19 protein-coding genes and 1 pseudogene are annotated in these 25,820 nt (G+C 53.9%); 6 read left to right on the forward strand and 14 right to left on the reverse strand.

Features of this window, described 5'->3' with window-relative positions:
- Position 1 precedes the first annotated feature (1 nt).
- The 3 genes from CU100_RS25875 to tcuA are packed head-to-tail and all read right to left on the reverse strand — an operon-like array spanning position 2 to position 3,211.
- Complete coding sequence (locus tag CU100_RS25875) at positions 2–718, reverse strand: HpcH/HpaI aldolase family protein (RefSeq protein ID WP_170113978.1); 717 nt, start codon at positions 716–718, stop codon at positions 2–4.
- Positions 715–1,644 carry an NAD(P)-dependent oxidoreductase gene (locus tag CU100_RS25880; protein WP_245419259.1) on the reverse strand — a complete coding sequence of 310 codons (930 nt, stop codon included), beginning with the start codon at positions 1,642–1,644 and terminating at the stop codon, positions 715–717. The genes CU100_RS25875 and CU100_RS25880 overlap by 4 nt, the downstream gene beginning before the upstream one ends.
- A 28-nt stretch (positions 1,645–1,672) precedes the next feature.
- A complete protein-coding gene (tcuA, locus tag CU100_RS25885; RefSeq protein ID WP_106719523.1) occupies positions 1,673–3,211 on the reverse strand; it encodes an FAD-dependent tricarballylate dehydrogenase TcuA in 1,539 nt (512 codons plus the stop codon).
- An 845-nt stretch (positions 3,212–4,056) separates the two neighbouring features.
- Here tcuA and CU100_RS27765 point away from each other — a divergent pair.
- Positions 4,057–4,290, forward strand: coding sequence for an AbrB family transcriptional regulator (locus tag CU100_RS27765; protein WP_106719525.1), 234 nt, complete (start codon positions 4,057–4,059; stop codon positions 4,288–4,290).
- 34 nt (positions 4,291–4,324) lie between these two features.
- Here the strand turns inward: CU100_RS27765 and CU100_RS25900 are convergent, their stop codons facing one another.
- The 6 genes from CU100_RS25900 to CU100_RS25925 form a co-directional block, all read right to left on the reverse strand.
- Complete coding sequence (locus CU100_RS25900) at positions 4,325–5,227, reverse strand: TniQ family protein (RefSeq protein WP_245419262.1); 903 nt, start codon at positions 5,225–5,227, stop codon at positions 4,325–4,327.
- Positions 5,148–6,029, reverse strand: a complete 882-nt coding sequence (locus tag CU100_RS25905; protein ID WP_106719526.1) for a TniB family NTP-binding protein — start codon at positions 6,027–6,029, stop codon at positions 5,148–5,150. Before CU100_RS25905 ends, CU100_RS25900 begins: the two co-directional genes overlap by 80 nt.
- Position 6,030: 1 nt before the next feature.
- Entirely contained in the window at positions 6,031–7,665 is a 1,635-nt protein-coding gene (locus CU100_RS25910; RefSeq protein ID WP_106719527.1) for a Mu transposase C-terminal domain-containing protein, read from the reverse strand.
- A gap of 508 nt (positions 7,666–8,173) precedes the next feature.
- Positions 8,174–9,655, reverse strand: a complete 1,482-nt coding sequence (locus CU100_RS25915; protein WP_146141901.1) for an AAA family ATPase — start codon at positions 9,653–9,655, stop codon at positions 8,174–8,176.
- Between the two features lie 143 nt (positions 9,656–9,798).
- Positions 9,799–15,972: an AAA family ATPase gene (locus CU100_RS25920; protein WP_146141902.1), complete on the reverse strand. Its 6,174-nt coding sequence runs from the start codon at positions 15,970–15,972 to the stop codon at positions 9,799–9,801.
- A 17-nt stretch (positions 15,973–15,989) separates the two neighbouring features.
- Complete coding sequence (locus tag CU100_RS25925; RefSeq protein ID WP_245419263.1) at positions 15,990–16,868, reverse strand: WYL domain-containing protein; 879 nt, start codon at positions 16,866–16,868, stop codon at positions 15,990–15,992.
- 143 nt (positions 16,869–17,011) lie between these two features.
- On the opposite strand from CU100_RS25925, the gene CU100_RS25930 reads away from it, so the two are divergent.
- The 3 genes and pseudogenes from CU100_RS25930 to CU100_RS27780 all read left to right on the forward strand — a co-directional run.
- Complete coding sequence (locus tag CU100_RS25930) at positions 17,012–18,262, forward strand: nucleotidyltransferase domain-containing protein (RefSeq protein ID WP_106719530.1); 1,251 nt, start codon at positions 17,012–17,014, stop codon at positions 18,260–18,262.
- Between the two features lie 457 nt (positions 18,263–18,719).
- Positions 18,720–19,772 carry a CBASS cGAMP-activated phospholipase gene (locus tag CU100_RS25940; protein WP_106719532.1) on the forward strand — a complete coding sequence of 351 codons (1,053 nt, stop codon included), beginning with the start codon at positions 18,720–18,722 and terminating at the stop codon, positions 19,770–19,772.
- 640 nt (positions 19,773–20,412) lie between these two features.
- Positions 20,413–21,070, forward strand: a pseudogene (locus CU100_RS27780) (IS66 family transposase); the annotation flags it as partial.
- Positions 21,071–21,079: 9 nt separating this feature from the next.
- On the opposite strand, the gene CU100_RS25955 reads toward CU100_RS27780, so the two are convergent.
- Positions 21,080–21,358, reverse strand: a complete 279-nt coding sequence (locus CU100_RS25955) for a hypothetical protein (protein WP_106719534.1) — start codon at positions 21,356–21,358, stop codon at positions 21,080–21,082.
- 167 nt (positions 21,359–21,525) lie between these two features.
- On the opposite strand from CU100_RS25955, the gene CU100_RS27035 reads away from it, so the two are divergent.
- Complete coding sequence (locus CU100_RS27035) at positions 21,526–21,663, forward strand: hypothetical protein (protein ID WP_170113979.1); 138 nt, start codon at positions 21,526–21,528, stop codon at positions 21,661–21,663.
- 58 nt (positions 21,664–21,721) lie between these two features.
- Positions 21,722–22,621, forward strand: coding sequence for a recombinase family protein (locus tag CU100_RS25960; protein WP_106719535.1), 900 nt, complete (start codon positions 21,722–21,724; stop codon positions 22,619–22,621).
- 20 nt (positions 22,622–22,641) lie between these two features.
- Here the strand turns inward: CU100_RS25960 and CU100_RS25965 are convergent, their stop codons facing one another.
- The 4 genes from CU100_RS25965 to repC all read right to left on the reverse strand — a co-directional run bounded on the left by CU100_RS25965 (position 22,642) and on the right by repC (position 25,674).
- The gene (locus CU100_RS25965; protein WP_106719536.1) at positions 22,642–22,950 is read right to left on the reverse strand and encodes a helix-turn-helix domain-containing protein; all 309 of its coding nucleotides are present in this window, start codon (positions 22,948–22,950) and stop codon (positions 22,642–22,644) included.
- A 1-nt stretch (position 22,951) separates the two neighbouring features.
- Positions 22,952–23,284: a type II toxin-antitoxin system RelE/ParE family toxin gene (locus CU100_RS27600; protein ID WP_106719537.1), complete on the reverse strand. Its 333-nt coding sequence runs from the start codon at positions 23,282–23,284 to the stop codon at positions 22,952–22,954.
- Positions 23,285–23,348: 64 nt separating this feature from the next.
- On the reverse strand, positions 23,349–24,389 hold the full coding sequence (ligD, locus tag CU100_RS25975; RefSeq protein ID WP_106719538.1) for a non-homologous end-joining DNA ligase: 1,041 nt from the start codon (positions 24,387–24,389) through the stop codon (positions 23,349–23,351).
- A gap of 64 nt (positions 24,390–24,453) precedes the next feature.
- Positions 24,454–25,674 (reverse strand): plasmid replication protein RepC, encoded by a 1,221-nt coding sequence (gene repC, locus CU100_RS25980; RefSeq protein ID WP_106719624.1) that lies wholly within the window; start codon positions 25,672–25,674, stop codon positions 24,454–24,456.
- Positions 25,675–25,820: the final 146 nt, after the last annotated feature.

The raw sequence follows: 25,820 nt of genomic DNA on the forward strand, positions 1-25,820 counted from the left end.
CTCAAATCCCGAAAGGTCGGTCTGTGTTCATGGCGGCGCGGACATTGCCGAGAAAATTTGTGGCTTCATTGCTGACGAACGACTTAAGGTGAACGTTGATCCAGCGCAGACCGAGACGCCGATAATCCGCCACGGCATCAAGATCACCCTGAACATTCATGCCAGCGACCCGTCCCGATTTGGCGATGGTTTCAATAGCCGCTTCGACAGCGTTACGAACGCGAGGATGCCCTGGCTGACCCTTTAGGCCCATAGACTGGGCGAGGTCCACAGCGCCAATATAAAACACGTCTGCATCTATCGCAGCGAGCATTTGCTGCAGGTTGGAGAGTGCCTTTTTTGACTCGATCATAACGACCAGTAGTTTTTCCTTGTGATCGCCTTCCCATTGACTGATCCCCTCAATGATCGCCTTGGCTTCCGCCACGCTATCGACATGTGGGGTCTGGATGCCATCCACTCCGCAGCTAAGATAACGGTTTATCAGGCCAGGCTCGTTGCTCCACGGTCTCACGACCGAGGCCATGCTGCAGCTTCTGGCCGCACGCGCAAGTTCCTCAACCGCCGCAAAATCCGTACTCGCATGCTCACAATCGATAAAAACGGTATCGAATCCCAGCGTACCTATGAATTCGATCAGACGCGGCGTTGGAAAGTCCGGATTGCAGATCGCAACAGTCTCGCCCGCTCTCAGGCGTTCTTTAAGCCTGTGTTTCATCCTTTGACCTCCGCAGCGCGAGGCGCCCCGCCGGCGATCACGAAACGGGCGAACTCGGTATGATCGGCATTGGAACCAGTCCAGGATTGTGCATCCTCCCACAGCCGCAAGCATGAATGGCCAAGTTCCGCGGGAACGTCGCAGGCCCGCGCCACCTCCATGGCCAGCTTCAGGTCTTTCACCATGAGATCAAGGGAAAAGCCGGAATTGTAGGCCCGGTTAAGGATGTACTGTTTAAACTTTTTCTCCGTGCTGTTGTTGCGCCCGGTGGATGCATTCAGCACGTCAACCAAAACATTACCATCTACCCCGAAACGCTCAGCTACGAGCAGCGCTTCCGCAGCCGCAGCAAGACCCGCCGCCGACACATAATTGTTGAGAACCTTGACCGCATGACCGGAACCGAGAGGGCCGATATGGAAGCGGCGCCCCATTGCGGCGAGCAGCGGGTCGAAATGCTCAGCAAGCCTGGAGTCGCCTCCCACCATAATTGCAAGCGTAGCCGCAATCGCGCCCGGAACACCTCCTGAAACAGGGGCATCAAGCATCCCGATTTCCCGCTTTTGAAGTAAGCTGCCGAGTTCGCGCGTTCCGACGGGAGCAGACGAGCTCATATCGATGATGGCGGATCCAGACTTCAGGCCGCGCAGAAGATGATCGCCCTGCCCTTCGTCTCCCAAGGCAACACGTCGCACAATCCCTCCATCGGGGAGCATAAGCACGACGACATCGGAGCGTTCACCAAGTTCGGCAAGCGAGCCGACATTGATGCATTTGCTGGAGACCGCGAATGCCTCTGCCTTTCCGGCATCGGTATCGTAGATGGCTAAGTTCCATCCTGCATTGACCATATGCCCGGCCATGGGCTGGCCCATATTGCCGATCCCGACAAAGCCGACCCTTGTTGCATTCTGTGAAGCGTTCACGGCCGTTCCTCCCTGCAAACTTTTTGGCTCAAGCTTCGGCAGATGCCGCGGTGTGGATATTCGAAGATGCCTGCACCCTTGCCGCTTCAGCTGCACTTCGCCCGGCTATGCGCCCAAAAACCGCTCCACTCATCAATCCAGTTGCGCCCGGATAGTTGAAATAGAATAGTCCGCCTACCAGTTCACCGGCCACATAGAGTCCTGGGATGGGAGACTGATTGGTATCTATTGCCTGAGCATCGGTTGAAATGCGCAGACCTCCGAATGTGAAGGTTATACCGCAGGTCACGGCATAGGCTTCGAACGGCGCCACTTCGATCGGATTGGCCCAATTGGATTTCGGCAACGGCAAGCCCTCTGTCTTGCGGCCGTCCTTGACCGTTGGATCGAACGGGACGTCACGGGTGACGGCGGCATTGAATTCACGTACTGTCTTCAGGAATTCGTCACGGTTGACGTCATCCATCTTGTCGGCCAGTTCCTCCAGGGTATTTCCCGTGACGCGAGTAACGCGCCGCGTGCTGTACTCTGGACGCAGTAGATGAACGACCGTCGAATCGAAAACCTGCCAGGCAAATTGTCCGGGCTGCTCCAGAATGACCCGGCCGTATTTCGCATAGGTGTAATTGCGGATGTCCGCACCCTCATCGAGAAAGCGCTTGCCGGTGGCGTTGACCATGATCGACCAAGGGTAGCTGTCGCGCTCATAATCCCCGGTTACGGCCTGATCGCCAAAATCTTCGGCATAACGCTCCCAGCCCACCGCATGGCAGCCCGACCAGTTACCCTTGGGCTGGACACCGATTTTAAGCGCCATTTCCAACCCGTCTCCGGTATTGAATTTACTGCCACGCACTTTAGCCAGATCCCAGCCTGGACCGAGATACTTGCTGCGCCATTCACTGTTTGCCTCGAAGCCTCCGCAGGCGAGCACGACGGATTTTGCCGCAACCTCCTCTGTGACCCCATCAAACTTGACCACCACGCCTTCAACCCCGGCATCAGAACTGATCAGATCTCGCACCCAAGCATTGTAGCGTATTTCGATGCCCTTTTTTTCCGCGGCGAGATAAAGCGAATCGACGAGGCCCTGTCCGCCCCCCCAGGCTGCGAGTGTCGCACCGCCCCAGAATTTGAAGCGACCATCAACCTTGAAGGATTGCCTGCCAAATTGCGGATAAAATTTGACGCCCTGCTTTACCATCCAGTGCATGGTCTCATTGCTCTGACGCACCAGAATCTCACACAGATCGGGGTCAGTGCGATTATGCGTTACCCGAGCCATATCGTCGAAGAAAAGGTCCTCCGTATAGCTACCGAAATCGCTATCCATTTCCGCAGGCGTCAGATCGGGAGACAGGGCGCGGATATCATCCGAGCCTTCATAGGCGAAACGCATCAGCCCTTCAGTATAAGAACTATTGCCGCCCCGTTCAGCCTTGGGCGCCCGCTCCAGAAGAAGCACGCTCACACCCTGCTCGCGCGCGGACAATGCCGCGCATAGAGCAGCGTTTCCACCGCCGACGACGACAACGTCAAAATGGCTTTTCTTCATCAACTGTTTCATGTCCTCACCTGACTGACTTTTATATGAGGGCCTTCCTATCAAAATCGACGGTTCAGATATCAGACTATCTCGTGCTTCTGCTATTCCCGTATTGAATACTGATCACTGATTGGACAGTGATTCGACCGCCACACCTGGCCGTAATGCCGCCACTGATCCGACGCTTGGCTGCCGGGATGCGCGCCTATATGCAGGCCAAAAGTATGTACTGGCGCATTGACTACAGGCAGTACACCCGTTCAGCGGGCAGCTTTTCTTTTTTTGCGGTCGCTGGTCTCACCGGTATCGTTTGCCTGGGCAAGCACTTCCTCATTCACCTCTATAAGGTCCGACATGCGATAGAGAAAGAAAGCATGCTGATGCTGCTTCAACCCCCGCCATAAGGGATGGTCAAGGCTACGGGCAGCACGGACTGCTGCATCGATATCAGCGGCGCGGCTTCCATTGTAACGAGCTCGCCTCGTCGTGCACGGCGTGACCTGACCTGCCGTTGCGGATGACCCCCATGCTAAATTATCGGTGTAGATATCAGATTATCTTCTACTGCTGCTATTCCGCCAAGGAATACCAGCAGGCTTGAATTGGCTGGAAATCTGCAGCTGGGGCGATTCAGCGCCCGGATCCATGCGGAAAATGTCACTATTTGGGGTATGACACCTGAGGCGGCAGGCGCCAAAGCCTCTTAAGTTGCCCTTAGAAGGCAACAGGAGCGCCTCTTGCCTGTGCGATTTGGGTTCATTGCAACATGGCTGCCCTTCCACTACTGCGGAAGTCCCTCGCTGCGACGACGCACTCTGGAAGAGCAGCCTACGAGCAGATTATATGATCAAGGACTGACGACTGGCATGCCTGAAACAAGTCTTGGAGGAACAAAAACGCTATCGGCCTTTGCCCTGTTGACCTTCGGTGGATTTCTCGGTGCAGCCTGTCACATACCTTTGGCGTGGATGCTCGGCCCCCTTCTGGTAGCCTCTTGCCTGTCGATGAGTGGCATTGAATTGAATTGTAACCCCAACTTGTTGCGGTTGGGACAATTGACGATCGGCACTTCTGTTGGCCTGATGTCGCTTTGTCTTTAATTCCGAGATTTGTCGCGTTTGGCGTCGCCGAACGTCATTCTTTGCCCTTAATGCGAGATGATGACCAGGTTCGTTCGATGGTATTTGATGTCGAGGCGTGGCGTCGGTTCTCAATCTGACGACCGATCCGGTCGACGGTTACGAGCAAGCGGTCTTCCTTTTGATAAGTCCGGAGCAACGCGACTCTGGCGGAGTCATCGATACGAGTAGCAAACAACGCCGCTTTGAGCAGTGGACGCTTCTGGACCACTGCAACCGCGGCGAGACAGAAGAGACGGATGTCCGGATTGAAGCTCTGCAGTGCCCAAGCTGGATCTCCGCTGACATTCTTTAGCGCCATCGCAAAGGTAACGCCCCGTATTGTCCGTCGAATTTGGCGGATGCTGTTCTGCATTACCGCTTGCTCAAGCAGAACCGACCCAGTCCGTGCGTGCTGAAGCAATTTTTGAGGCAAGACGCCCTCGCCCAACTTGGGCAATGTCGATGTGAGCATCGCCCCACAGATTTGACAGTCGAATGCCCAAGCTCGTCGCCAATGCTTGAGTGCGAGGCTGCGCAGCGTGCAGTTCGGACAGGTTTGGAATGGAAAAAGTGCGGTCAACGCGGCTTCGGTATCGTTCAATACGGGAAAGGTCAGCGACTGGATAAGTTCGGGAGTAACGCGCGCGGCAATGGCGATCTTTTCGGCTGCGCCTGCTTCGAGCCCGAAATCGAGGGAAACCGCATACCGCTCATCCACACCGACGTGCGCCAGAAGGTCGGCGAAATCGCAGTAATTGGCACACGCGAGCCGTGTGAGCCAGCCAGAAAGCAACTCATCTTCAATAGGCACGACAGTCTTTGGCAGCGGGCGCAGTTCAGGGGCCCGCCTGCTCCAGACGCCGTTGCACAGGCGCATGACGCGACCAGACGGGAGACCATCTGGTGATCGCGCCATCGGTGATGCATTCCTCGCCCGAGCGGATGGCATCGATGGAAAGATCCTTGACCAAGGCGAAGATGCGCGATGTGATCCCACCGGTCAGCGCCAGCATCTGCTTTAGCGATTTTACCTTCAGATTGGACTTCTTTTCCAACGGCATGGCCGCGATGAGGGTCTGGATCATATCCGAGAATTCGGCGTCGTCGCGCCAGTTCGGCAGGTGATGCTCGTCGAGTCGTCGGGCAAGCTGGACATCGCCGCGGATGGCATCAACGGCTTCGCTGACCCCGAAACAGACCAGAGACGCCTCGAGTTCGTTGCTAAGATACCGCAAGACATTGAGGAAGCGTCGCTGCTCGCGATGCGTCCCGGCCAACAGGTTGTGGACTTCATCGATCATGATCATCCGCAAGCCGAGATCGCGCAGGAGGGCAATGACACGGACCTCGAGGGAGGCGACACTTTGTGCGCGTATACCTAGCGACGTCGCCGGCGCCCCGACGGCCCCGAGGACGTGCAGATAGAACCGTCGTTCATCAGGGGCAGGAGGCGCTTGCAACAATAGGAGCGGTGTGTGAGTTATGCCTGCCACTGGGTCATATTCCGGCGCGTACCTGCGCGACAGGTTGCGGGCGATCATCGTCTTGCCAATGCCGGAGGCACCATGAACTAGAAGACCAGGCATACGGGTTTGCCGTGGCGCTTCGATCAGGCTCTGCAATCTGTCTAGAACCTGCTCTGCGCGGGGAAAGCCCATCCAGATGTCCGACTGAATGAGGGCGATGCGACCGTCTTCCCCAGTTCCCTCTACCCTCACGTTACCATCTCTCCACCTTGAACAGCGGCCGCGATGTATCACCAGTGTCTACAGGGCGCAGCCCCTCGGATGGTGGATCGGCCTGAACTAAGCCCTTCAACGTGTTTCGTCTTTCGCGGGTTCGACGTTCGGCCTTGGTCAGTACCCGGCTTTCATCTGCGATCTGGCGTTGCTGATTGATCAACTCGGCAAGCACCACCTCACTGGACCCTTTCTTGCCCAAGGCACGACCCTTCTGCATGGCCTCGCGATACTCCCACAACGACACATGTGGGATTTCGAGGTTGCGGTATCGCGCTTCAACACAACGTCCGCCTTCCAACTCGACCCAGATCGCAGAGAGGTCACGGGGATCGTACCGGACGGCCACCTTCCGATCCTTGCGACCGACGTGCCCTGCCAGGGCATCCGACCAATAGCGAATGTCGAACAGATGGATGCCGTCACGGCGAACCTGGCGCTGCTCGCTTGGTAGGAAGCTCACCCGAAACGCATCCATGTCGAAGGGTATGTCACCGGACATCTCCCCGGACAGCGTCTCCCACTTGGCAACGGGCGTGCAGCCAAGGCTCGAGTGAATGCTGTTGTTATAGCGGCAGATTTCCAAGGCGAACCAGCTATCGAACTCACTTAAGGTCATCGTGGCCATGGCTTCAGCGTTATAGCTCCCTTTGGCCGCGACGGAGGATTGCGTTGTTCCCGGCAACAGGTGCACCGCCCCCATCATAGTGCCGATCAACCGCTCGATATGCCCCCCGAAATGCGGGCTCCCCGGCGGCCTGTACACAAGATCGATCCCCCATTCACCGCAAGCCGCCTGGAACACCCGGGATCGAAAATCGCGACCGTTGTCGACATGGATACTGCGCGGTTTGCCCTGTGCGGGCCAAGGGACATTGCTGTCCAGCTGGGCCGGCAGTTCTGCCTTCGGTGCGACCGCCCGCGTCAAACAGAGCGCCACCGACAGGCGAGAGGGCGCCTCGAAGCTCACGTAGTAACCGGTCACCATGCGTGTGGCGATGTCGATAGCTAGTGTCACCCAGGGTCGGCCGATGGGCTTACGCTCGAAACTGTCGACAAGGATGATGTCCGCAGGTGTATGGTCGATCTGCACAACATCAAGGGGACGGTCGGCCTGGTTCCTGCCCGGCACAGCCCCGAACCTCTGGCGCGCCGCCTTTGCGCCCTCTCTCGCCTTCATGATCTCGCGTTCATCCATCGCATCAAGCCGTCTCTGAACGGTCCGCCGCGTCGGCGTTTGCAACCCGCGTTCACCACAGGCAATGCGGATCTCCGTCACCACCCGCGACAAGCTCGGACGTTCCCGCCGCAAGTAGTAGCGGTGAAGGTGCTCATCGATGACGGCCTCAACCTCGCTGGATATGACCGTTATGCCTGCACGGCGACCACGCTTCTGCGGTACCAACGCACTGGTCCGCCCACCGTCCTCGGCAAGGCGCCGTATCCAACGCCAGACCGTCGCCCTGCTAACGCCGAGTTCCCAAACCAGGTCGCGAATGCCACTTTCCAGACTGCCTGAGCCAGTGAGGTATGCTTGAACGAGTGGACGAAGAACTGCGGCCCTACGCGTGGCCTCAGCGCCAGTTGCACCCGCCTGGTCCCCTTCCCTCACCATCCTAACCCATCGAATGCTTGTGCACGCTGTCTCACTTTTACAGACAAGAATCTCGATTTTAAAGGCAAAATATCATGTTTAATGGCAAAGCATCGCCATTGATTTTGTTGAGAAGCTCATCTCACCTTTAATGGCAAAGCGACACATGGCTATTTCTCTTTCTAAAGACGTAGGTTGTCTTTTCGTGTTCTACAAATTTTAGGTATTCACTACCACAAGGTAAATGTACCGACTGCCACTTATGTTCGATTACTTCGATCAGAACCACAAGCTGCAAATCACTAACGCATTTTCGCGAACGCGATTAAGTTGTGGGCAAAATGAATCGGGCAACACTATTGCACAAACTGTCAAATGCAACTTCAAACGCGCCGTCTCGAGCGCTACATCAATGATCTTTGCGTGCTGGACGCAACAAAGGGCTTTCCCTACCCTATCCGATTATGAGTTAGCTCCAGCGGCATTTGGGACAAAACACTTCAATAAGCTTGCACTGGTGGTCGATGCGTTAACTTTTAGCCGCACGCAAATCCTTAACTTTAACGTTTACGAGGTTGTCACCGGCTAGGCATGGTTCGATACCGGTTTGAAACTGATAGTGAGCCCGCTCTACTTTCCCCACCATTTTTTCAGTTAGTCCGAGGACTTTGGCATCAAGTTCTCGATCGAGAATGACATATTCTACGGATAGGTCGAGCGGAACCAATTTTGCATTCGTCACGCGTTCGTGTAGCTGCAGATGAGCCGCATCAATTACGACATCGGAACCTGTTTCAAGAATTTTTGTAGCCTGCGCTCTTGCTGAGCGAAACACTGAACTTTGATCATGCACTACCGCCCTCTTAGTCATCTCAGCGGAAATGCAATCGGCAGAAATGACTTGCGCGACTTGAGATGCTGCCCAACTACTTTTTCCCCCGGCAGCTGGCCCGATAGTCATTAACAGTCGTTGTCCAGCCCGAGGCCAATTCCAGCCTGGCACCATCGGCGGTAATATTTCAGTAAAGCGTTGCCACCAAGCAGCAATTTTTTGAAGCGAGGCGATTTCGATCGGCTTGCCATGTGCGAGACTGTTTCGCGAATTGCGAAATGCTATCAGCCCTTTACTCTCTTGTGCCGTGAGTTTCCCCTCCAGAAGCTTACAAATATCATAGAGTTCGAGATCCCAAGGACTCCTATACTCGACTATTTTATCGTTAAAACGCTTTTGATAGGGTGTTTTTGGACTCACCATTTGGTCAAGCACGTCAATGTATTTTCTAATGGCACCTCTCCGAGCGGCGTCTAAAAACGGAAAAATTGCCCTAGCTTGAGAGGTCCAAATCCGACGATCTATGTCATCCTGAAATCCATGTGCTATTGCAGCGCCTGCGTGAGGGACAGCGATACCTTCCCAAAGATCGACCAGCCCATTTTCCCAGCACGGAAAGGGCCAAGCGTGGGAGCGAGCCAGAACTTGCAATTTCGACAGAGGGGATAACTGGTCTACCTCCGCCCAGGTCAGTACAAGTTGCAGAAGATCACGGGACCAAGCCGCAACCTCAAGTGTCGTCGCGAAAGCAACCCGTTCGAGAAATCCCGTGCCGGCACTTATTCCAGAGGCGGCCGCCCAGGCGTTTGTGTCGATTGAACTGACGCAACCGAGCATTTTTCTTGTGGGTGCTACCGCTCTGAGGCGAGCGGCGTAATCGTCTGAAAGTCCGATGGGCTGCAATATTACGATGTAGGGTCCGCCACGTAAGGAATGTTGTCTTCGCTCATATGTTACCGCCCGGAAGAACGCGGCCCAGGCGCCAATCGCCTCGCGGGGGATTCTATCCACGAAAAAGGTGGTTTCGTCGATCTTCGGAGAGGACAGAAAATCTGCAACGGTCCCTATCGTGACACCGGCCACACCGCTGGACAGGGCAAGCGCGTGCACTATCGAACGCCCTAATGTCAAATTTGATGCGTCGAACCGAACTGTATCAACCGATAAATCATCAGCCAATCGACGTTCGAATGCTTCCAGGAAACCATCCGGAAGGGGTCGGGGGCATTCAGCAATCACTATTCCTGAAGACGCGAGATCGGATACCAATCGAGATATTAAGCCAGCTGGCCCGGGAAGGGTCCACCAATCAGCAGCATCCCTCATTTGTTACCCAACGTCGAAAGCATTTTACGGGCAACAGAGTTTACACTTACCAGCAGCCCGTGTGAGTTCTGGGGATCACTAACGGTGGAAAGAACTCCGACAAGAGTTCCGAATCGGATCGCTACGTTGGGGTCGATATCCCCCTCCATCACTTCAATAGCGTCGGCAATCGGAGTTCCATCTTCACAATATTCGGCAATTGTGCGGAAAGTTGCGGCAAACTCAGCCGGCACGCCGAAACGGGTGAAAACGCTTTCGCTGTCAAGACTCGTAGCGACCTCTAAGAGGACCTTCTCAATTTGCGCGCCCGTAGTTGCAGGTGAAAAAATGGTTTGACACGGATCGTTCCAGCCACCTGTTGCATCTAGGATCTTGTCAATCGTTGCCGACTTAAGGGAATTCAGCATATCGAGTCTTGTGGCAAGATAAGATCGAGCCCACGGTCGCAGCATTTCGACATGCACGCGAGCCGGATATTTTGAGCCCATCGGATATTCTATGGCCCATGCTTGTGCCTGTTTGGGGCCTCCAATAAAGATTGGGCGAATTCGCCCTCGCGCGACATTCGGATGTCTCGCGGCTTCCGCGACCCACTCAGGCTTCCAATCGGTAATGTTCGAAATGACGAGGACTTTCGTTGTGTCATCCTGTTTTGCCCTTCGAATTTCTTGCATAAGATCAGCTCGGTCTTTCCAACCCCGAACCTCGACGTGAACCTCTGTCGTGCTCACCCCTTTGGCCGCGCGCGATCGTTCAATCGCCACATATGTATGTTCAATGTTGGCGATCGAGGAACCGAAGACGACCGTTGCGTGGCCATACTCGCGTTGCGGCGAAAGCAGCTCCGCCTCCTGCCCGTCGGTCAGTGGCGATACCTTTATGTCCAGCTCAGGTTTCCCGGTTCCCGTGATCTTTGACCTACCATTTTTCGGGTCGAAATAAATTTCCGGCTTCCTTCCCTTGAAGCTAAAAATTCTTGCCAGAAGATCTTCTTCATCTGACACCATGAGCTCCAAGAGCATTCTAGACCTTAAACCCCATCGGCCAGGCGGTATCCATCTCAAGATTCCAAAGCCTTCCATTTCATCAAGAAGGTACTCGATCTCGGATGGATCGCTTCCGTGGGGAAAAGCTTCCGGCCAATATTGACCGGCACGCTCCGTTACCTCGCTCGCTGTCATACCGTCACCGTCGACACCCTCTGTCGTATCGATTAGCGCTCGTTCGGCAACAATGTAGGTGAGCAGCTCATACCGCTGCTCAATATGTTTTATTGTCTTTTCAAAACTTTGGTAAAGCTCATCGCGAATTTTCTGGTTCTTCATGGCGCCGTCGACCATTTGGGTGCTGATGCCCTTTGCCAGTTTTCCCGTTCGCAGTTGTTGTTCTTCAATGATTTCGAGCAGTCCTTGGCAAAACACTTGAATGAGAATGGGATAATAGTTTGTGAAACTGAGGATGCGCCAGACGTCTTCTCTTCTTGCAAACTCGTACCCAAGTGCCGCAAGCGGGACGCGAACGAGTTCCTCCGCGTCACCGGCGTCGCTATTTACGAGCGGGCCGATCCGAACAGGGTCATTCGAGATTTGCGCTAGAGGGGAGTTCTCAGTTTTCGTAATACGCGAAACGTTGTGCAGGCCGGAAAGGACAAATTTGAATCGATGGTTGGTGTTGGCCATCAGTGACAGCAGGCGAAGCACGTGGTGATGTCGAATATTTTCAGACGCTTGTTCACGTACGAAATTGTCGGCCTCATCGAGCATCATAAGAACACGCCTCCGACCATCTGCCTCGAGATACTCATTGATCCCCTTTTCAAACTGTTCCACGGTCCCAACCGGTCTGCCGTTGAAAACACCTGGAAGAACGGCGGCGGCTTTTTCCCATAATGCGGTTGATGGTAGATCAACAAGATCAAGGAACCCGAACGAAGCATGGTCCGGGGTACGGCGTACAATGTGACGTAGCAACGCTGTCTTGCCAAGCCGACGTCCCCCGTAGACAATATAAGACCCAATGGGTTCTACGATACTGGACATCTCCTTTGCCCGACCTTTGAACATCTCTGGTGGCACTTGCGAGGAACGCCCATAGTCCTGGTAGGGCTTCGCCGTCGTAAACGCCTGAGCGATTTCAAAGAGTTCGAGGGGTCGCCGTTGTGAAGCGGATAATACTGTCATTAACAACAGTTCATCTACCACGAGCACCTTTCGGCGGCGTTTGATGCAATCAAGTTTGAGCTGATCGCGCCGATCAATTCCAAGCGACCCGAAGAGGAGTATAAGCGTACCCCTGGGCTCCGCACCTTCGGCCAAACTTAGGATTTCGTTGTTGGATACACTACTGGGAGCTGCAACAACGCGCCACCCGCCATTTGTCGAACTTCCAAAGTCCGGAAGCATCAGCGAGGAGGCGTCGAGCGGAAGGCGCATTTTCGCATCCACAACAAAGATCTGTCGCCTTTCCTCCGTTTTTGCCTTGTTCAGTTCAACTAATTCAGTTTCGAATGCCAACTGAGAAAGGAGGCCAGTTAACCTTGGCCCAAGCTGAGTAATCCCAATGTTACCCTTCGTCCCTCTCTTGAAATCAAGCCATGCGCGAATTGAATGACCAATATCCTCGCGGCGCTCTTCATCAATCTGCGAGAATAAGAAAGGGCCCTCATCAACACCTTCCGCTGCCGCACGTTGCATGCGCACGAGGTCGACACCCTTACTTGTAGCGCAGATATCACGGAATCGTTTCAATGCGTGGTTTACGATCGGACCTGCCAGGACAGGACGGCGCTGATCGTCCGATGCAAACATCGAAACCCAGTCGGACAGCGTAGCAAGGTCATCCGCTGCCAAGAGACTAAGAAAACTCTGTTGCTCCTCGGTAGTAATCCTACCGGCCTCTGTAAGCTTGTCGATGCTATTTGCGAAAGATTTTTTTCCGTCATCGAGAAGCCTTCTTGCTTCATTCTCCAGTTCTTCGAGCCTTTGAAACGCTGCATTAACGTCAACGATGTGTGTTCCCTCGACTTCCTCAGGAATAAAATCGGACGCGAGTTCATAGGGCTTATCGTCTATTGCTACCCCACGGAGCCTTTCTTCCAACTCTGCCGATCCCTTCAGACTGCCAAGTGCCATCCGACGAACCTTGTGTATTAGGCCTGCTACTTCCTCAAATTTAGAGCGAAGTTGACCTTTTCGTGTGCTTTCCGCTGTTTCGATCCGGCCCTGGACGTCTTCAATGTGTGATTCATTGAAACCGAAACGTGATCCGAAACTCAAAAGCATTTTGGCAGGTACGAATGCGTCTTCGCGGCATCTCGCATCTATCGCAACTTCAAGCGCCTGTTCGCGGCCACCAATAATAAGTGGCACCGGAAGTTGCATGATGGCGTCAATGAGTCTCGAAGCATCATTTGGCGAGGGAGTCCATGCGTGACTCCATGTCATTCCCGGCAACCAAAGAAGTGGCGCATGCAGAGCGAGACTAGCGGCCCTTCGATCGAGATCCTCAATTGGCCCTCCTTTAAGTATTTCCTCCAGTTTCGACATAAGTTCGTTCGCAAAAATATTTGCCGAATCTATTAGCCTGCTACCCGATGACGGTGAATTTTGGGTGCGAAAATGCTCAATTCCTGCCAACAGGCCATCAATGAGCCGACGTACCAATCCCATTCTTCCACTGGCGGCGCGCAGTTCCTCGACTTGCCGCATGGCTTCCGCAAATTCAGAACAGGAGGAAGAAATATCCGATATAAATGCGACCAACCGCTCTCGGGCCGCGCCATCAATGACCTGACCGTGCCCGACGCCGAGGGCAATTTTTGTCAACATCTCCATAATGGCATCACGTGATGCAAACTGTTCAACAAACTTCAAAGCAGCTTCTGACGCTTTGGCTGTGGACAAAGCTGCTGAGAGCGACCCTACCGGTCCTTCGGGTGCCAAGAGGGCATGCTTCACTTTTTGACCTAGGGCAAAGCGAAACGTTGCGGATTGCAATGCCCTTATCTGTTCAATTGCCGCTTGTCGGCGACCCTCCGCATATGATCGACCCGCATTTGCGTCACCCGCTGCCCTAATATTAGGCACGGTAAGCGCAAATCCTGACTTGCGATTTTCTTCCAGAACCTCGTTAATTCTGAAGAAGCCTGGGCAGCTTCCAATAGCGCGCACAGCATCGATGACCGCAAAAGCGTTACCGCTCTCGGACACATTGAAAAGAGCTGTAGGAACTACCGCAGCCAGTAGAGCGGTCCGTCGCGCTTCGTCTCGCAAAGTTCCACCCTCTGCAAGCACGTGCGCCCGGGCAGCACAGGCATCTAATGAGTCCTTGAAACCCTCAGGTTCGTACTTTGACAATCCAGCCATCTTGGCGCCAAGTGCCACTAGACGGAGTTCGTCGGAGTTGTAAGGCAAAGCTTTGTCACCAAAAACCTTTTCGCACGCTCTGGCGAAGTGATAGCCTAGGCCAAATTCGTGCTTTTCGAATAGGTCATCTGCCTTACGCTCAATATCAGCAAATAGGGGATCGCTTTCGTTGGCGGCAAGCTCCTCAAGCACGTCTACAGCCGGAATTGCGAACGGATCGTCTTCGAATTGTCCGATGATCGAAGGCACCATGTCTTCAGGGTGGTCAACCGACGGAATTAGGTCGCCTCCCACCTCGAGCATTTCAGAGTTGTCATCCATCGTCGCAAATCGGTCCGTGCTTCTGATTTTCGATGAGGCGAATGCGATATCCGAAGGATTGTCGGCGCGCTTGTCAGAAGTCTCCCGGCTCTCTGAGGACCCCGCCGACTCCAGCGCATTAACTGCAGTCATTAACTCATTGAGGCTTTCGAGTCCGACATCCTCAGCCTCTTGGATGAGCAATTGTGCAACGCTAAGGTACTGCTTCAATGGAAGAGATTTTGCCTGAACGTGCCGGGTTAAAACACCATGAGCGGTGTTGCTGGCGTCTTCTGCGTTCGCGACGGCAACCTCTGCGTCTTGCAAACTATTTGGGGTGGCTAGCGCAGGCAGTCTATCTAATGAATGGGTTGCTTCCTTTAGCTTCTTATCGAGCTCGTCATTGAGGATATCAAGCTCTGCGAATATGGCCAGCAACCCATGAACGATGAATCGCGCACGCTCTACGAACGAGCTCGTGGCAACCGGTCTCGGTAGGGAAAGGTGATAAGCTTCTGTGTGCTTGGCAAGAGAGGCGACAAGTACCGTTAGATGGGCCACGGCCGTTTCATTCGGTACTTGTGAGCGTGCCGCTTCAGCAACTTCCCTTAGTTTCTCGATATCCAATAACCAAGCTTCCTCTGGTAAGGGCGGCGCAGGTGACTGGTCTGCTGCTATTTGAGGTACTGTAGATCCTTCATTTAGTAATTGACTCTGTTTCGCTTCCGCGTGTTCTTCTTCATCCCCCGGATTTAACGAATTAATGCTCTCCCCGTCGCCCACGTCGGTCAGGTTCAATCCTAGTTCAACACTGTTCGGCTCCGCCTCAGACCTAGTGTTTTTTATTGCGTAATCGTTAAATTGGGAGAAGGAGCAAGCCATGACCGTTTCGATATAATCGAACAGATCCGGAACATTCTTCGCTACATCGATCATAGATCGCACTTTGTCGGGCGATCGTTTACACGCCCAGTCGAGAATAACAATCGCCGTAACTATTTCGGAATTACCCACTGCGGCGAGCTGCGCGAGCTGCAATCGAGCGTCGTTATCGGCGCTGCGCTCCTTGGGGATCGAGAGCCCAGCCGTTCGCAGTGCCAACACGTACTCCGTGTATAGTTTTTTGAACTGGGGATGTTTCTTGCCGGCGATCTCATCCAATGCTCGGACGAATACCATAAGGAAAAACGGGTATTTCGCAGCGATCGGCAAGAAGGTCAGCGCTGCATCAAGATCTGGCTTTTTGGCGGGCCATGGAAAACCGGTGGCAGACTCAACGAAAGGTCCCCACTTCTCGTGAAACAGGCGAAGACTCCGATTCGATATCACCAACCAATTTCGAAACCATTCTGCATCTATTCGATCAGGTAACTTGAGAATAGGACTCCGCAGTTCAGTATGATCAGTTATCGTGTCTACGCGAAATTCTCGTCCCACGTCTGCAAAAGACCCGCTCATAGCGCCTCGTTGTGAAAAAGTACCCATTTTTGCATTGGATCCGACCATATCGTTGCCCCCACCATCTACAAAGCGGCGGCTTGCCGCGCTTGGCAGAATTCTTCCCAATTTTTGATTATAATGGGCTTTTCAGTTGGTTTATCATGCTCACCTACGACGTCTAGCCTCAATCGCTTCTCGAAATAGTATAGAAGCGCATACCGTACAGGTATGATGACTTCGCCATCTCTCATGTCATAATCCGATGAGACGGTGTCGCGTTGGCTTGGTGTAAGTGCAGGATTAGGTCCAAGGACCACATCAAAGAAAGATGTCCAGTTTCGATCGGCGTTGGCGTCGGCTTCTGTGATGTCTTCGTTACGAAGATCGCGACATCTCGAGAGAATAAAGTCCTTGAACTTATTGTCTAAATGGCAGTAAGCGCGAACGTGCCATCGAAGACCATCGTGACCAAATGCATGCGGAGTGATGCGTCGCCAAAGCGCTTCTGGGCGTTTCCCACTCATTGATTGATAGTATACCTCCACGGATTTTTTGGAGCGTATCACCGCGATAAATCGTTTCAACATTACCGGGTCTATTCGCCTTGTGGGGACCGGCATCGCGTCGACTTGCGGCGCAATTGTAATCCACGTTTCGTCAAGCCCTATCACATGGTCAGCTATCGCTTTGAGTTGAATTAAATAGCGATCCGCATTGGGTTTCATGAATCTTGGGGTAAACTCTACGGTGGGTACATATCGTTTCTCACTCGCATCATATCGAAGATTGTTCGGTTCCAGTTTCTGGTAGAGAGCCAAATCGTTGGATGCTTGTGGCACAGAGACGCCGAAACGGTCGGTGATATCCCCCCGGCGGATCCCTCCTTCCCAAAAAGCGCGAAATTCAATGAATTCAAGGCGTTGTTCCGTACCCCACCGCAGGGGACCGTCGGCGTTGTCCACAGTTTAAACTCCAATCAGTAAAGTTTCTTGACGGGTCGTGTTTTTATTCCTATATAGAAACTATACGGGTCATGTTGATGGAAATCAAGCGTTGTCCCGCATCTAACCTAGAAGCACCGTCAAACATCAAATGGAGTAAATACATGAATATGAGCAGAATCATTGGGGTTGACCCTTTCGTAAATCCTATCGATCGCATCCTCGCCGAGATCGCATTGAGCGTGCAGCTGCCACCGTCGCTGCATGCAAAGGCGATAAAAAGATACGAGGCCGTTCGAAACCACTTGGAAAGCACCACGTCTATATTTGTGGACCAAATCGAACACTTCTACCCGCAGGGTTCTATGGCGATCGATGCCACGATTTCGAACCGCGGAACGGACGATGAGTACGACATCGATATCATCGCGCAACTCGGGAGCCGTTTCGTGTCGATGACGCCTCTAGAAATCCTGAACGAACTCGAGCAGGGACTGGTCGGCTATCGAGGCTTGAAGGTCGTTCGACAGACGCGTTGCGTTACTCTCTACTATGAAGACTCCATGCACTTGGACGTCACGCCTTCACTGCGCGACCCGAGGACGCCGGATCGTCAAAGCCGGATTATGCACGCAAAAGGACCGCATCGTTCCTCAGACGATCGTGAGGTTCCAATGAACGCGTATGGCTTCGCGCAATGGTACAACGATAGAACACCTGATGAAGCGATGGTCACAGATGCGTTCCGGAAACGCTGGACAGACATCGACAACATGCATGCTGACGCAGAGGTAGATGATGTACCAGACCAGAGCCAGTTTGGGGTCAAGAGCGCTACCACCCTGGCGTTGCAACTCATAAAGCGTTTCCGCAATATTCGCTGGCTCAACAGATCAGGACGGATGCCTCCATCCATTGTCCTGTCATATTTTGCGGGAAAAGTCGCAATGCCCGGCAGTGCCCTTTCCGAGACGCTCATCGCACTCTCCACCTTGATCGTTTCAGAGATCGAAACCGCCACACGAGCTGGCCGGACACTTCATGTCGAGAACCCTACCTATTCTTCCGACGTTTTCACGGATCGTTGGCCCGAGAGCATTCAGCAACAGGATCTGTTCGCCAAGGACCTTAAGGAACTCATTGCAGGACTTGAAATGGCCCGGAGGGCACAAATCGCTCCCGAAGCGATTCCCGATTGGCTGCGTGGGGTTTTCGGGGACCGTGTGGTCACGAAGGTGGTGGATCGCATGGCCGGACAGATCGGCCAGACGATCCTCGCAGGCCAACAGAGCTATACAAGGCGAGGCGGAATCTTGGCTCCCGCAGCCACGGCCGCCGTGGCAGTTGCTGCACCGGCAATATTGTCCCCTGTTCAGGCGTCGAGGCACACCTTTTACGGAGATCTTCCGGGATGACAATACTGCCCTATTCACTCGGCGAGCAGGTAACTGCCATGAGACGAGACTGGCCCGATTTTCGGGCCAGTCTCAGGGGATTTCGTCAGGAGCGCGCACTCTGGATAGGGCATGTGACACCGCAATTTCAGTGCTATCGGTTAGAGATCGAATATAACCTTGGTATGGTTATTCAAGGTCCAAACGTACGCGTCACTTCGCCTCAACTTAGTCGATTGCCCGGAAATCAGGAGGGATCATTGCCTCACGTTTATAACGTCGGCGAAGACCCAACCCTATGCCTTTTCGATCCTGACGCCGAAGAATGGAGCGGATGGATGCTGATTTCACAAACCATCGTCCCTTGGGCCATAGATTGGCTTGCCTGCTATGAATGGTGGCTCATGACAGGCGTATGGCACGGAGGGGGCCGGCATCGAGGCACACCCAGCATTCGCACTATTTTGGAGACCTCAAGATGAATTATGTTCCACCCAGACGTTCTGACGGGACGATACAGCACACCCGCATCAAACAACCTTGGCCGAAGGACCGTCTCTTCCGGATCTTATGCATCGACGGAGGGGGCATACGTGGTATTTTCCCTGCAGCTTATCTTTCTGAAATAGAACGTCGCTTTCTTGGTGGTAAGTCTGTTGCCAACTATTTCGATCTAGTGGCAGGGACATCGACAGGAGGCATTATTGCCCTCGGTCTTGCCCACGGAATGACGGCTAGACAAGTCCTCGACGTCTACGTGGAAAGGGGCCAGATTATATTTCCGGCATCCAATACTGTTTCTGCGCCGTTGCGATTTCTACGATCCCTTTTCAGACCCAAACACGACAAATCGGTGCTGAAAGGCGAGCTTCTTCGGATTTTCGGAGACAAGGTAATTGACGATGCCCGTGTTCGCCTCGTAATTCCGAGTTTTGAAGGCGCTTACGGCGAACCGTTCATATACAAAACCCCGCACCACCCCGACTATCAGAATGATCGCCATCAACGTTTTGCGCACGTTGCATTGCATACCGCGGCTGCACCCGCTTATTTTGCGCCAATCGACAATGATGGTCACATAATGATCGACGGAGGCGTCTGGGCAAACAATCCTGTAATGAATGCTTTGGTCGATGTTTTGGCGTGTTACGATGTTCCCCGCGAGAACATTCGAATTTTGACTATTGGCACTGGCGACGAGACGGTGAAACTCGCGAAGCGGCACCTCAATGGTGGCAAACTCGCATGGGGCGTTTCCAAGCAGGTTCCGATTCTATTCAGGCTGGCCGCACGGGCGCAGTCAAAAAATGCACTCGGACAGGCGTTTCTGCTAGCTGGCAAGAATAACATCGTACGTGTTGATATCGAAGAAAGAGACCAACAACTGGATCTCGATGACGTTAAGCGGGCAAAGGCGGAATTGCTAAATATCGCGCGTGCTCACGCGGAGAGTAACGGCCATCGTATTCAGGAAATGTTCCTTGAAGACGAGGTAGATCAATTCGTTCGTTGCGCCAAACCTCCATCGTAGAACTGCCGCATTTTGTGAACGTACATGAAATTCACCCGCGCGCCATCGAGCCAGCAAAGTGTCACTTTCGAACTCCACCAACGAGTCCCCCTCCATCGTCAAAGCGAGGCCCGCCAACGCCCACAGTCTCTCCTCGAAAAACACAGCGGTCCGTCGATCAATACCGCGCTTATCCGGGAATTACCGCGATGCCCCTGTTCCAGACGGATCAATGTTGTTGATGCGTGTTTCCTCAATCTCCCGTAGATAGGCGATGTCGAAGCAAAGCTGCTGCCGTTGCGGGTAACGATGTCTCGGTGGCGGGATTGGTGCCGTTGATCACGAATCTGTCGCCGACGCCGTCGTCATGCTGGCGGGTGTTGGCCCGGACCGATGCCTAGAGTCTTTCACATGGACGTGGTTTATCGATCTAGAGGGCACTCAGCGTTTGGCTAGGCATCCGCTGGGCCACCCTTCGACTGCCATATTGTGGCTTCTGGTCCGCTTCCATTTTGAAGTGAGTAATGGGGCAGATTTGGTGGCGCAGTGTAATTCCTAGACTGCGAACCAAGCTGATACATAGAGTGGCATTCGCAACCGAACCAAAAGGGACGCTTCATGAATATTCGAATATGCCCCGACGTCAGGTTGACCCTTCCTTGATCGAGAAGCTCTCCACCCACCCGGAAAAGATGTTTGGATCGCAGAGCGAATGGCTGGAACATCTATCCGTCATCATGGATTGATGAGCAGCACGGTTGTCGTCTCCGATGGGGCCGGGCAGTTCAGGATCGCCAATCACGCGCTTTGTTGGATCCATGCGGAAAGGCTCATTCACAGGCTGATGCCGGCAACAAACAAGAGCGCGCCGTTGAGACGGTGCGCGATCTCGTCTGGTGCTTTTACCGGGCACTGAAAGTGTGGAAGGCAAGCCATCACCGGGATCAGCACAGGCGTTCAGGGCTCGCTTCGACCGGATATTCACCTTGCGCACCGGGTTTGAACCGCTCGACCAGTTGCTCGTCCGCCTGCATCGGCGCAAGACGGAATTGCTCAAGGTTCTGGAGCGGCCTGACATCCCACTGCACACAAACGCCTCCGAGAATGATTTGCGCGCCTGCGTCATCAAGCGGAAAATCTCTGGCGGTACCATGAGCACGAAAGGCCGCCAGGCGCGCGATGTCTTGCTTGGCCTGATGAAGACCTGCCGCAAGCTCGGCATCTCCTTCTTCACCTATCTCGGCGATCGCCTCGGCCTGAATACCGGCAACCAAACAACCCCACCGCTCGCAGAGCTTGTCGTCGTCGCACGGGCCTGAAGCTCTGTTTTACTTCTTAGGAAAGTCGATCAGATTGGGAGCCTTGGCTCGCCCCGGCATTTCCGCCTTGCGCAAGAGGCCCGGCGAAACATTCCAGTGGCGACCATCATCGCCGTGCACCGTCACCGATTTGCGATTATACCGGATAAGCGTGCCAAAAACCGCTTCTCCATCACGGTCATCAAATGCAACGCGATCGCCAACTCTGAACTGCAGCATGGCGTCATATGTCTTCATCTGGTGAAGGAAATGGAGCCGTTCCACAATCCGGCGATTGAGGTCGCGCAATTATCGCCGCCACCGAATTTGGTCCGCTTACCCATTTTGAAACTTTGCCGACGCGAACTTTGATAACTTTAACGCACTGTTTACGTTAACAATTTTCGGCATACGGCACTTAAATGCCACTTAACTTCGTCTTATCGGACTAAAAATGAAATAAGCAGGGTACTGCCATGCAAGCTATTGCCGGCCAAACCGCAACCGATGCGCAGTGCACTTCCTTGGTCATCCAGATGCCCATTCTCGTGTATTTCCGGCGTTTCGTCGCCCGTAGAGATGCCCGCTCGCCTGTTATCGGCATTTTCAACTGACCGTTTTCTGATAACTTCCGATATTGTACAAACCGGCTTTTCTGCTTAGAATCCATGTATGAAACTCCAATCCAAGCTCCGTCTCATCGGATATGCTCGTGTTTCCACGGAAGATCAGTTGAGCGATGCCCAGCTGATTGAGTTGCGGGCAGCTGGTTGTCACACGGTTTTCGAAGAGCGGGGCTCTGGCGCTTCCCGCGTGCGGCCAGTTCTGGCAAAGCTGTTACGTGAGATCGATGCAGGAGAGGTCCTGGTTGTAGTTCGTCTCGATCGCTTGGCGCGTTCTGTCAGCCATTTGCTGCAGGTGATCGAGCTATTGGAAGACAAGGGGGCGCATTTCCGCTCGTTGAACGATCCGATCGATACCTCGACACCGCAGGGTATGTTCTCGCTGCAGGTACTCGGCGCCGTTGCGCAGTTAGAAAGAGCCTTGATTTCGGAGCGCACCAAAGCAGGTATCAAAGCCGCCAAAGGCCGTGGCAAGCTTCCCGGTAATCCGGGCCTGCGTGCGCGGACACCCGCGGCCATCGCCAAAACTTCACGGGCAAGAAAACGTGACCATCTCGCTAATCTGACCGCAACAATGGCCTCCTGGCTGCCGATTGTGCAGCGCATGCGTCCAGACCACCCTTGGGAAGACGTGGCGAGAAGCCTCAATCGTGAAAGCGGGCAGAGATGGTCTGTCGATCGACTGCGGCGTTCTGTAAATCGCCTTGTGCACGAAGGGTTGGCTGACCCAGGATTGGTCAGTGCTGCCCGTCGCCGCTTGCCGGAGGACCGGCTGATGTCTTTGATCACCGGCATTGCCAACGCGAATCCGAACCTCACCTTGCGTGACATTGCCGCCCAACTTGAAGCGATGTACGAGCGCACACCGCGGGGGTCAGCAACATGGACAGCCTCGTCAGTCAAACACCTGCTTGATCGGGCAAAGAAGCTAAGCTTGGTCGCGGACTGACTCCGTCCGTTTCCGTCAATTTAGTCTGTCGTAAGCGCACGCATTACTGCTTCCGGTTCTTTTGCCATGACATGCAAAAGGGTTCGGGCTGCTCCCGAAGGCTGACGCGACCCTTGCTCCCATTTCTTGTAACCGGAAGGACTGGTACCCAAGGCCGCTGCCATTTCATCCTGTGTGAGATTAAGCCGCTTTCGAACGGCCTTGGCGTCAACGTTGGTAACATCCACTTTGTGGACGACAACACCTTTTACCTCCCGACCTTGCGCATGTGAAAGCGCATCGGCCAAGGACTGCATCAGATCGTTCGCAAATGTAGACTTTCTGTTCATTTCAACTCCTTGCCGCCGCTTTAATCGCTTTGGCGAATGCGGCAACCGCGGATCGTTCGTCTGCCGTCAAATCTGTCTTTGCATTCTTTGGGTATGCTAAAAGCGCATAAATTGGGGCCTCATCGCTATACCAGTAATAGATGACCCTGGCCCCACCGCTTTTTCCCTTCCCTTTCGCCCCGAAACGGAGTTTTCGTACACCTCCGCAACCGGGCATTTCATCACCCGCGAGAGGATTACCTGCCAGATATGCAATCAAATCCGCTCGCTCTTCGGGCGCGAAGATCTCAGCAGCCTGTTTGACAAATAGGGGAGTTTCACAAACTGTCTGCATTATTCCTCAGTAACCCATTGGGGTATATATATCGCGCAGCGACTCTTGTTTGTCAAGTTCGCATTCAAATTTTGCAGACGGCTGCATTGTCCTGAAAGTCGCGCAGGCCCTTGTAGGAGGCGTACCTGAGGTTGCCATCATGGGTCCACGCCCGGAATTCAATTTCTGCAATCAGCGTCGGCAGGACGAATTGCACCCCTTTTTTCTGGATTAGAACCGGTGGCTTGGTGGTTTTTAGCTTCTCCAGGTCCTTGCGAAGGGCCATTGCCTTACGTCGATTGAACCCTGTTTCGACGCTGCCAACGAAAACGAGATCATTACCTTTATAGGCAGCGAGCAAAAGGCGGCCGATGCCGCCAAAGGCTACACTCGACGGTTCCCAGCCAACGATAAAGAAACTTTCGCTTTGCGTACATTTGATCTTCAGCCACTCGCCGGCGCGGCCACTGGTGTAAGAACTGGCTCTCCGCTTGGCGATGATGCCTTCAAGGCCATGCTCACAGGCATCAGCGAGAAGATCATCACCATCGCCTTCAATCGTTTCGGAAAACTTGATTGTACCGTCGGCCTTTCCGATCAGGCCTTCAAGAAGATGTCGGCGTGACACCAGTTCGATGTCCCTGAGGTCATGCCCGTCGAAGTAGAGAAGATCGAAGGCATAAAACGAGGCTTCCTGCGATGCACGCTTGCCGCTCCGGCCACCGAGCGATTGCTGCAACAGGCCAAAGTCAGGCAAACCCCGCTCATTAAAGACAACGGCTTCGCCGTCGATAATGGCCGTCGCAACGTCAAGGCTCCTTGCTGCTTCGGCAATTGCCGGAAAACGGTGGGTCCAGTCGTGCCCTCCCCGTGTCAGAATACGAATGCCTTCGGGTTCGATATGAATGGCGAGCCGGTAGCCGTCCCATTTGACCTCAAACAGCCAGTCCGGTCCTGTCGGCGGCCGTGTTTTGAGTGAAGCCAGACAAGGCTCGACACGCTCCGGCATGGGATCAAGTAGCAGTTGCGGCTGCGCCGGATCACGAAGCTTGCGCGGCCTGCTCTGCAAAGGACGCTCGGTTTCACGAAGCAACGGTTGAGAGGACTGACGAGGAGTTTTTGCCATAACGATATTTCACGCAGAGATTGGCTAAAGAGTCGAGCCTTCGCGCCTTCCGCCCTGAATCAGATCATTTTGAGACCATCTGCAGATGCGCTCCGGTCGAACGAAGTGCGGCCATCAGCATAGGACCGACAGAGAACTCCCCTGCCCTTGCCTTTTCGGTCAATGCCCGCAGATATCCGCCGGCCGAATTGATGGTTTCGGCGCGCTGTAGCATGCAGGCGATGACAATGGCCGTGTTTTCCTCCCCCAGAACATCAAGCGCCTCCTCATAGGCCGAGGGCGAAATGCCGAGATAGCCCCGCACCTGCGCCGCGGTCATCAGCAGCTCGCGCCAGTTGCCAATACCGCTGACCGCGTAATCGGTGATTTCCGGGCAGGCCTTCATGACCAAACCCAAAGGGTAGGTCTTTGCGACATTCGCACCTCCCTGCCCTTTCTGGATGGGTCCAGATTTTGACCCTTGGTTTTTTCGAAAGCCGGGTTCAAAATCAATAGTAGGATCGGGTTTTGAATTCTGTTGCTGCGTATCATAACGAGACTCATTGCCGCTCGAATTTTCAGTATTTATATGTTCTTCCAGCAAGTTAGCCACTTTTTCGTGCAGTGCAGCCAAATCGCCAAGGATCGGCTCCAACACGCCGAGGCTCGCTTTTCGTGGGAGGGCGTCGACGAGGGCCCGGAACCGCCTCCAGGTGGCACCCCAGTCGCCCGGGACATCTTCGGCGACCGCAACCTGAATCAGTTTGGCAATATCGCGCCTGTGGAGCGTAATCCGTTCTCTCACTAGCCTCAGAGCCATGGATGCAGCTCGAACGCTCTCAGCGGCTCGCTGAAACTCTTCTGCGCGTGCCAGCAGTGGCGCAAGGGAGAAGCCGAACGCGTCGGTAATCTCCCCTTGCCTGTCCTTACGGGAATAGCGTTTGCCGTTGGGGCTATCCTTGCGTGTGATCAAGCCGCATTCGAGCAACGCAGCCAAGTGCCGACGCAATGTCGCCGGGGCCATCCCGTGCGCGCGAAGCGACAATTGAGCGTTGGATGGGAAGACAATCAGGCCAATTTCTTCCGACAGCATATTGTCCGGCACAAACGACAACAGCGCATTGAGCACAGCCAGCGACCGGTCGCCCACACCAATTACATCCTTGCCTTCACACAGCCAGCGGTAGACCTGCCATTTATCAGCGACTTTCCCCTCAGCAATTTCCTGCGCTTCGGTCTGTGCTTTCAGATACGCAAGCGACATCGATCGCCGCCCAAAGGGCGTCGTTATGAGATTTCCTATCATCTCCATTCACCTTTTCAAAAAGGCAAAAGAATTCCGTGCGCCAAAACGACGATCAAGAGTCTTGACAGTGATTCATGGAAATGCGATTCTCAGATTGTCGAGATATGAGAGAGGCTTCCACGGTTTGATCGTTTGGGGGCCTTTTT

This window comes from Phyllobacterium endophyticum (assembly GCF_003010935.1).
GTDB classification, from domain to species: domain Bacteria; phylum Pseudomonadota; class Alphaproteobacteria; order Rhizobiales; family Rhizobiaceae; genus Phyllobacterium; species Phyllobacterium endophyticum.

What these genes read in the sequence shown, in the direction of transcription:
- CU100_RS25875 (WP_170113978.1), bottom strand. Translation starts at nt 718, where the DNA reads ATGAAACACAGGCTTAAAGAACGCCTGAGAGCGGGCGAGACTGTTGCG.
- tcuA (WP_106719523.1), bottom strand. Translation starts at nt 3,211, where the DNA reads ATGAAACAGTTGATGAAGAAAAGCCATTTTGACGTTGTCGTCGTCGGC.
- CU100_RS27765 (WP_106719525.1), top strand. Translation starts at nt 4,057, where the DNA reads ATGCCTGAAACAAGTCTTGGAGGAACAAAAACGCTATCGGCCTTTGCC.
- CU100_RS25900 (WP_245419262.1), bottom strand. Translation starts at nt 5,227, where the DNA reads ATGGCGCGATCACCAGATGGTCTCCCGTCTGGTCGCGTCATGCGCCTG.
- CU100_RS25910 (WP_106719527.1), bottom strand. Translation starts at nt 7,665, where the DNA reads ATGGTGAGGGAAGGGGACCAGGCGGGTGCAACTGGCGCTGAGGCCACG.
- CU100_RS25920 (WP_146141902.1), bottom strand. Translation starts at nt 15,972, where the DNA reads ATGGTCGGATCCAATGCAAAAATGGGTACTTTTTCACAACGAGGCGCT.
- CU100_RS25930 (WP_106719530.1), top strand. Translation starts at nt 17,012, where the DNA reads ATGAATATGAGCAGAATCATTGGGGTTGACCCTTTCGTAAATCCTATC.
- CU100_RS25940 (WP_106719532.1), top strand. Translation starts at nt 18,720, where the DNA reads ATGAATTATGTTCCACCCAGACGTTCTGACGGGACGATACAGCACACC.
- CU100_RS27035 (WP_170113979.1), top strand. Translation starts at nt 21,526, where the DNA reads ATGCAAGCTATTGCCGGCCAAACCGCAACCGATGCGCAGTGCACTTCC.
- CU100_RS25960 (WP_106719535.1), top strand. Translation starts at nt 21,722, where the DNA reads ATGAAACTCCAATCCAAGCTCCGTCTCATCGGATATGCTCGTGTTTCC.
- CU100_RS25965 (WP_106719536.1), bottom strand. Translation starts at nt 22,950, where the DNA reads ATGAACAGAAAGTCTACATTTGCGAACGATCTGATGCAGTCCTTGGCC.
- CU100_RS27600 (WP_106719537.1), bottom strand. Translation starts at nt 23,284, where the DNA reads ATGCAGACAGTTTGTGAAACTCCCCTATTTGTCAAACAGGCTGCTGAG.
- ligD (WP_106719538.1), bottom strand. Translation starts at nt 24,389, where the DNA reads ATGGCAAAAACTCCTCGTCAGTCCTCTCAACCGTTGCTTCGTGAAACC.
- repC (WP_106719624.1), bottom strand. Translation starts at nt 25,674, where the DNA reads ATGATAGGAAATCTCATAACGACGCCCTTTGGGCGGCGATCGATGTCG.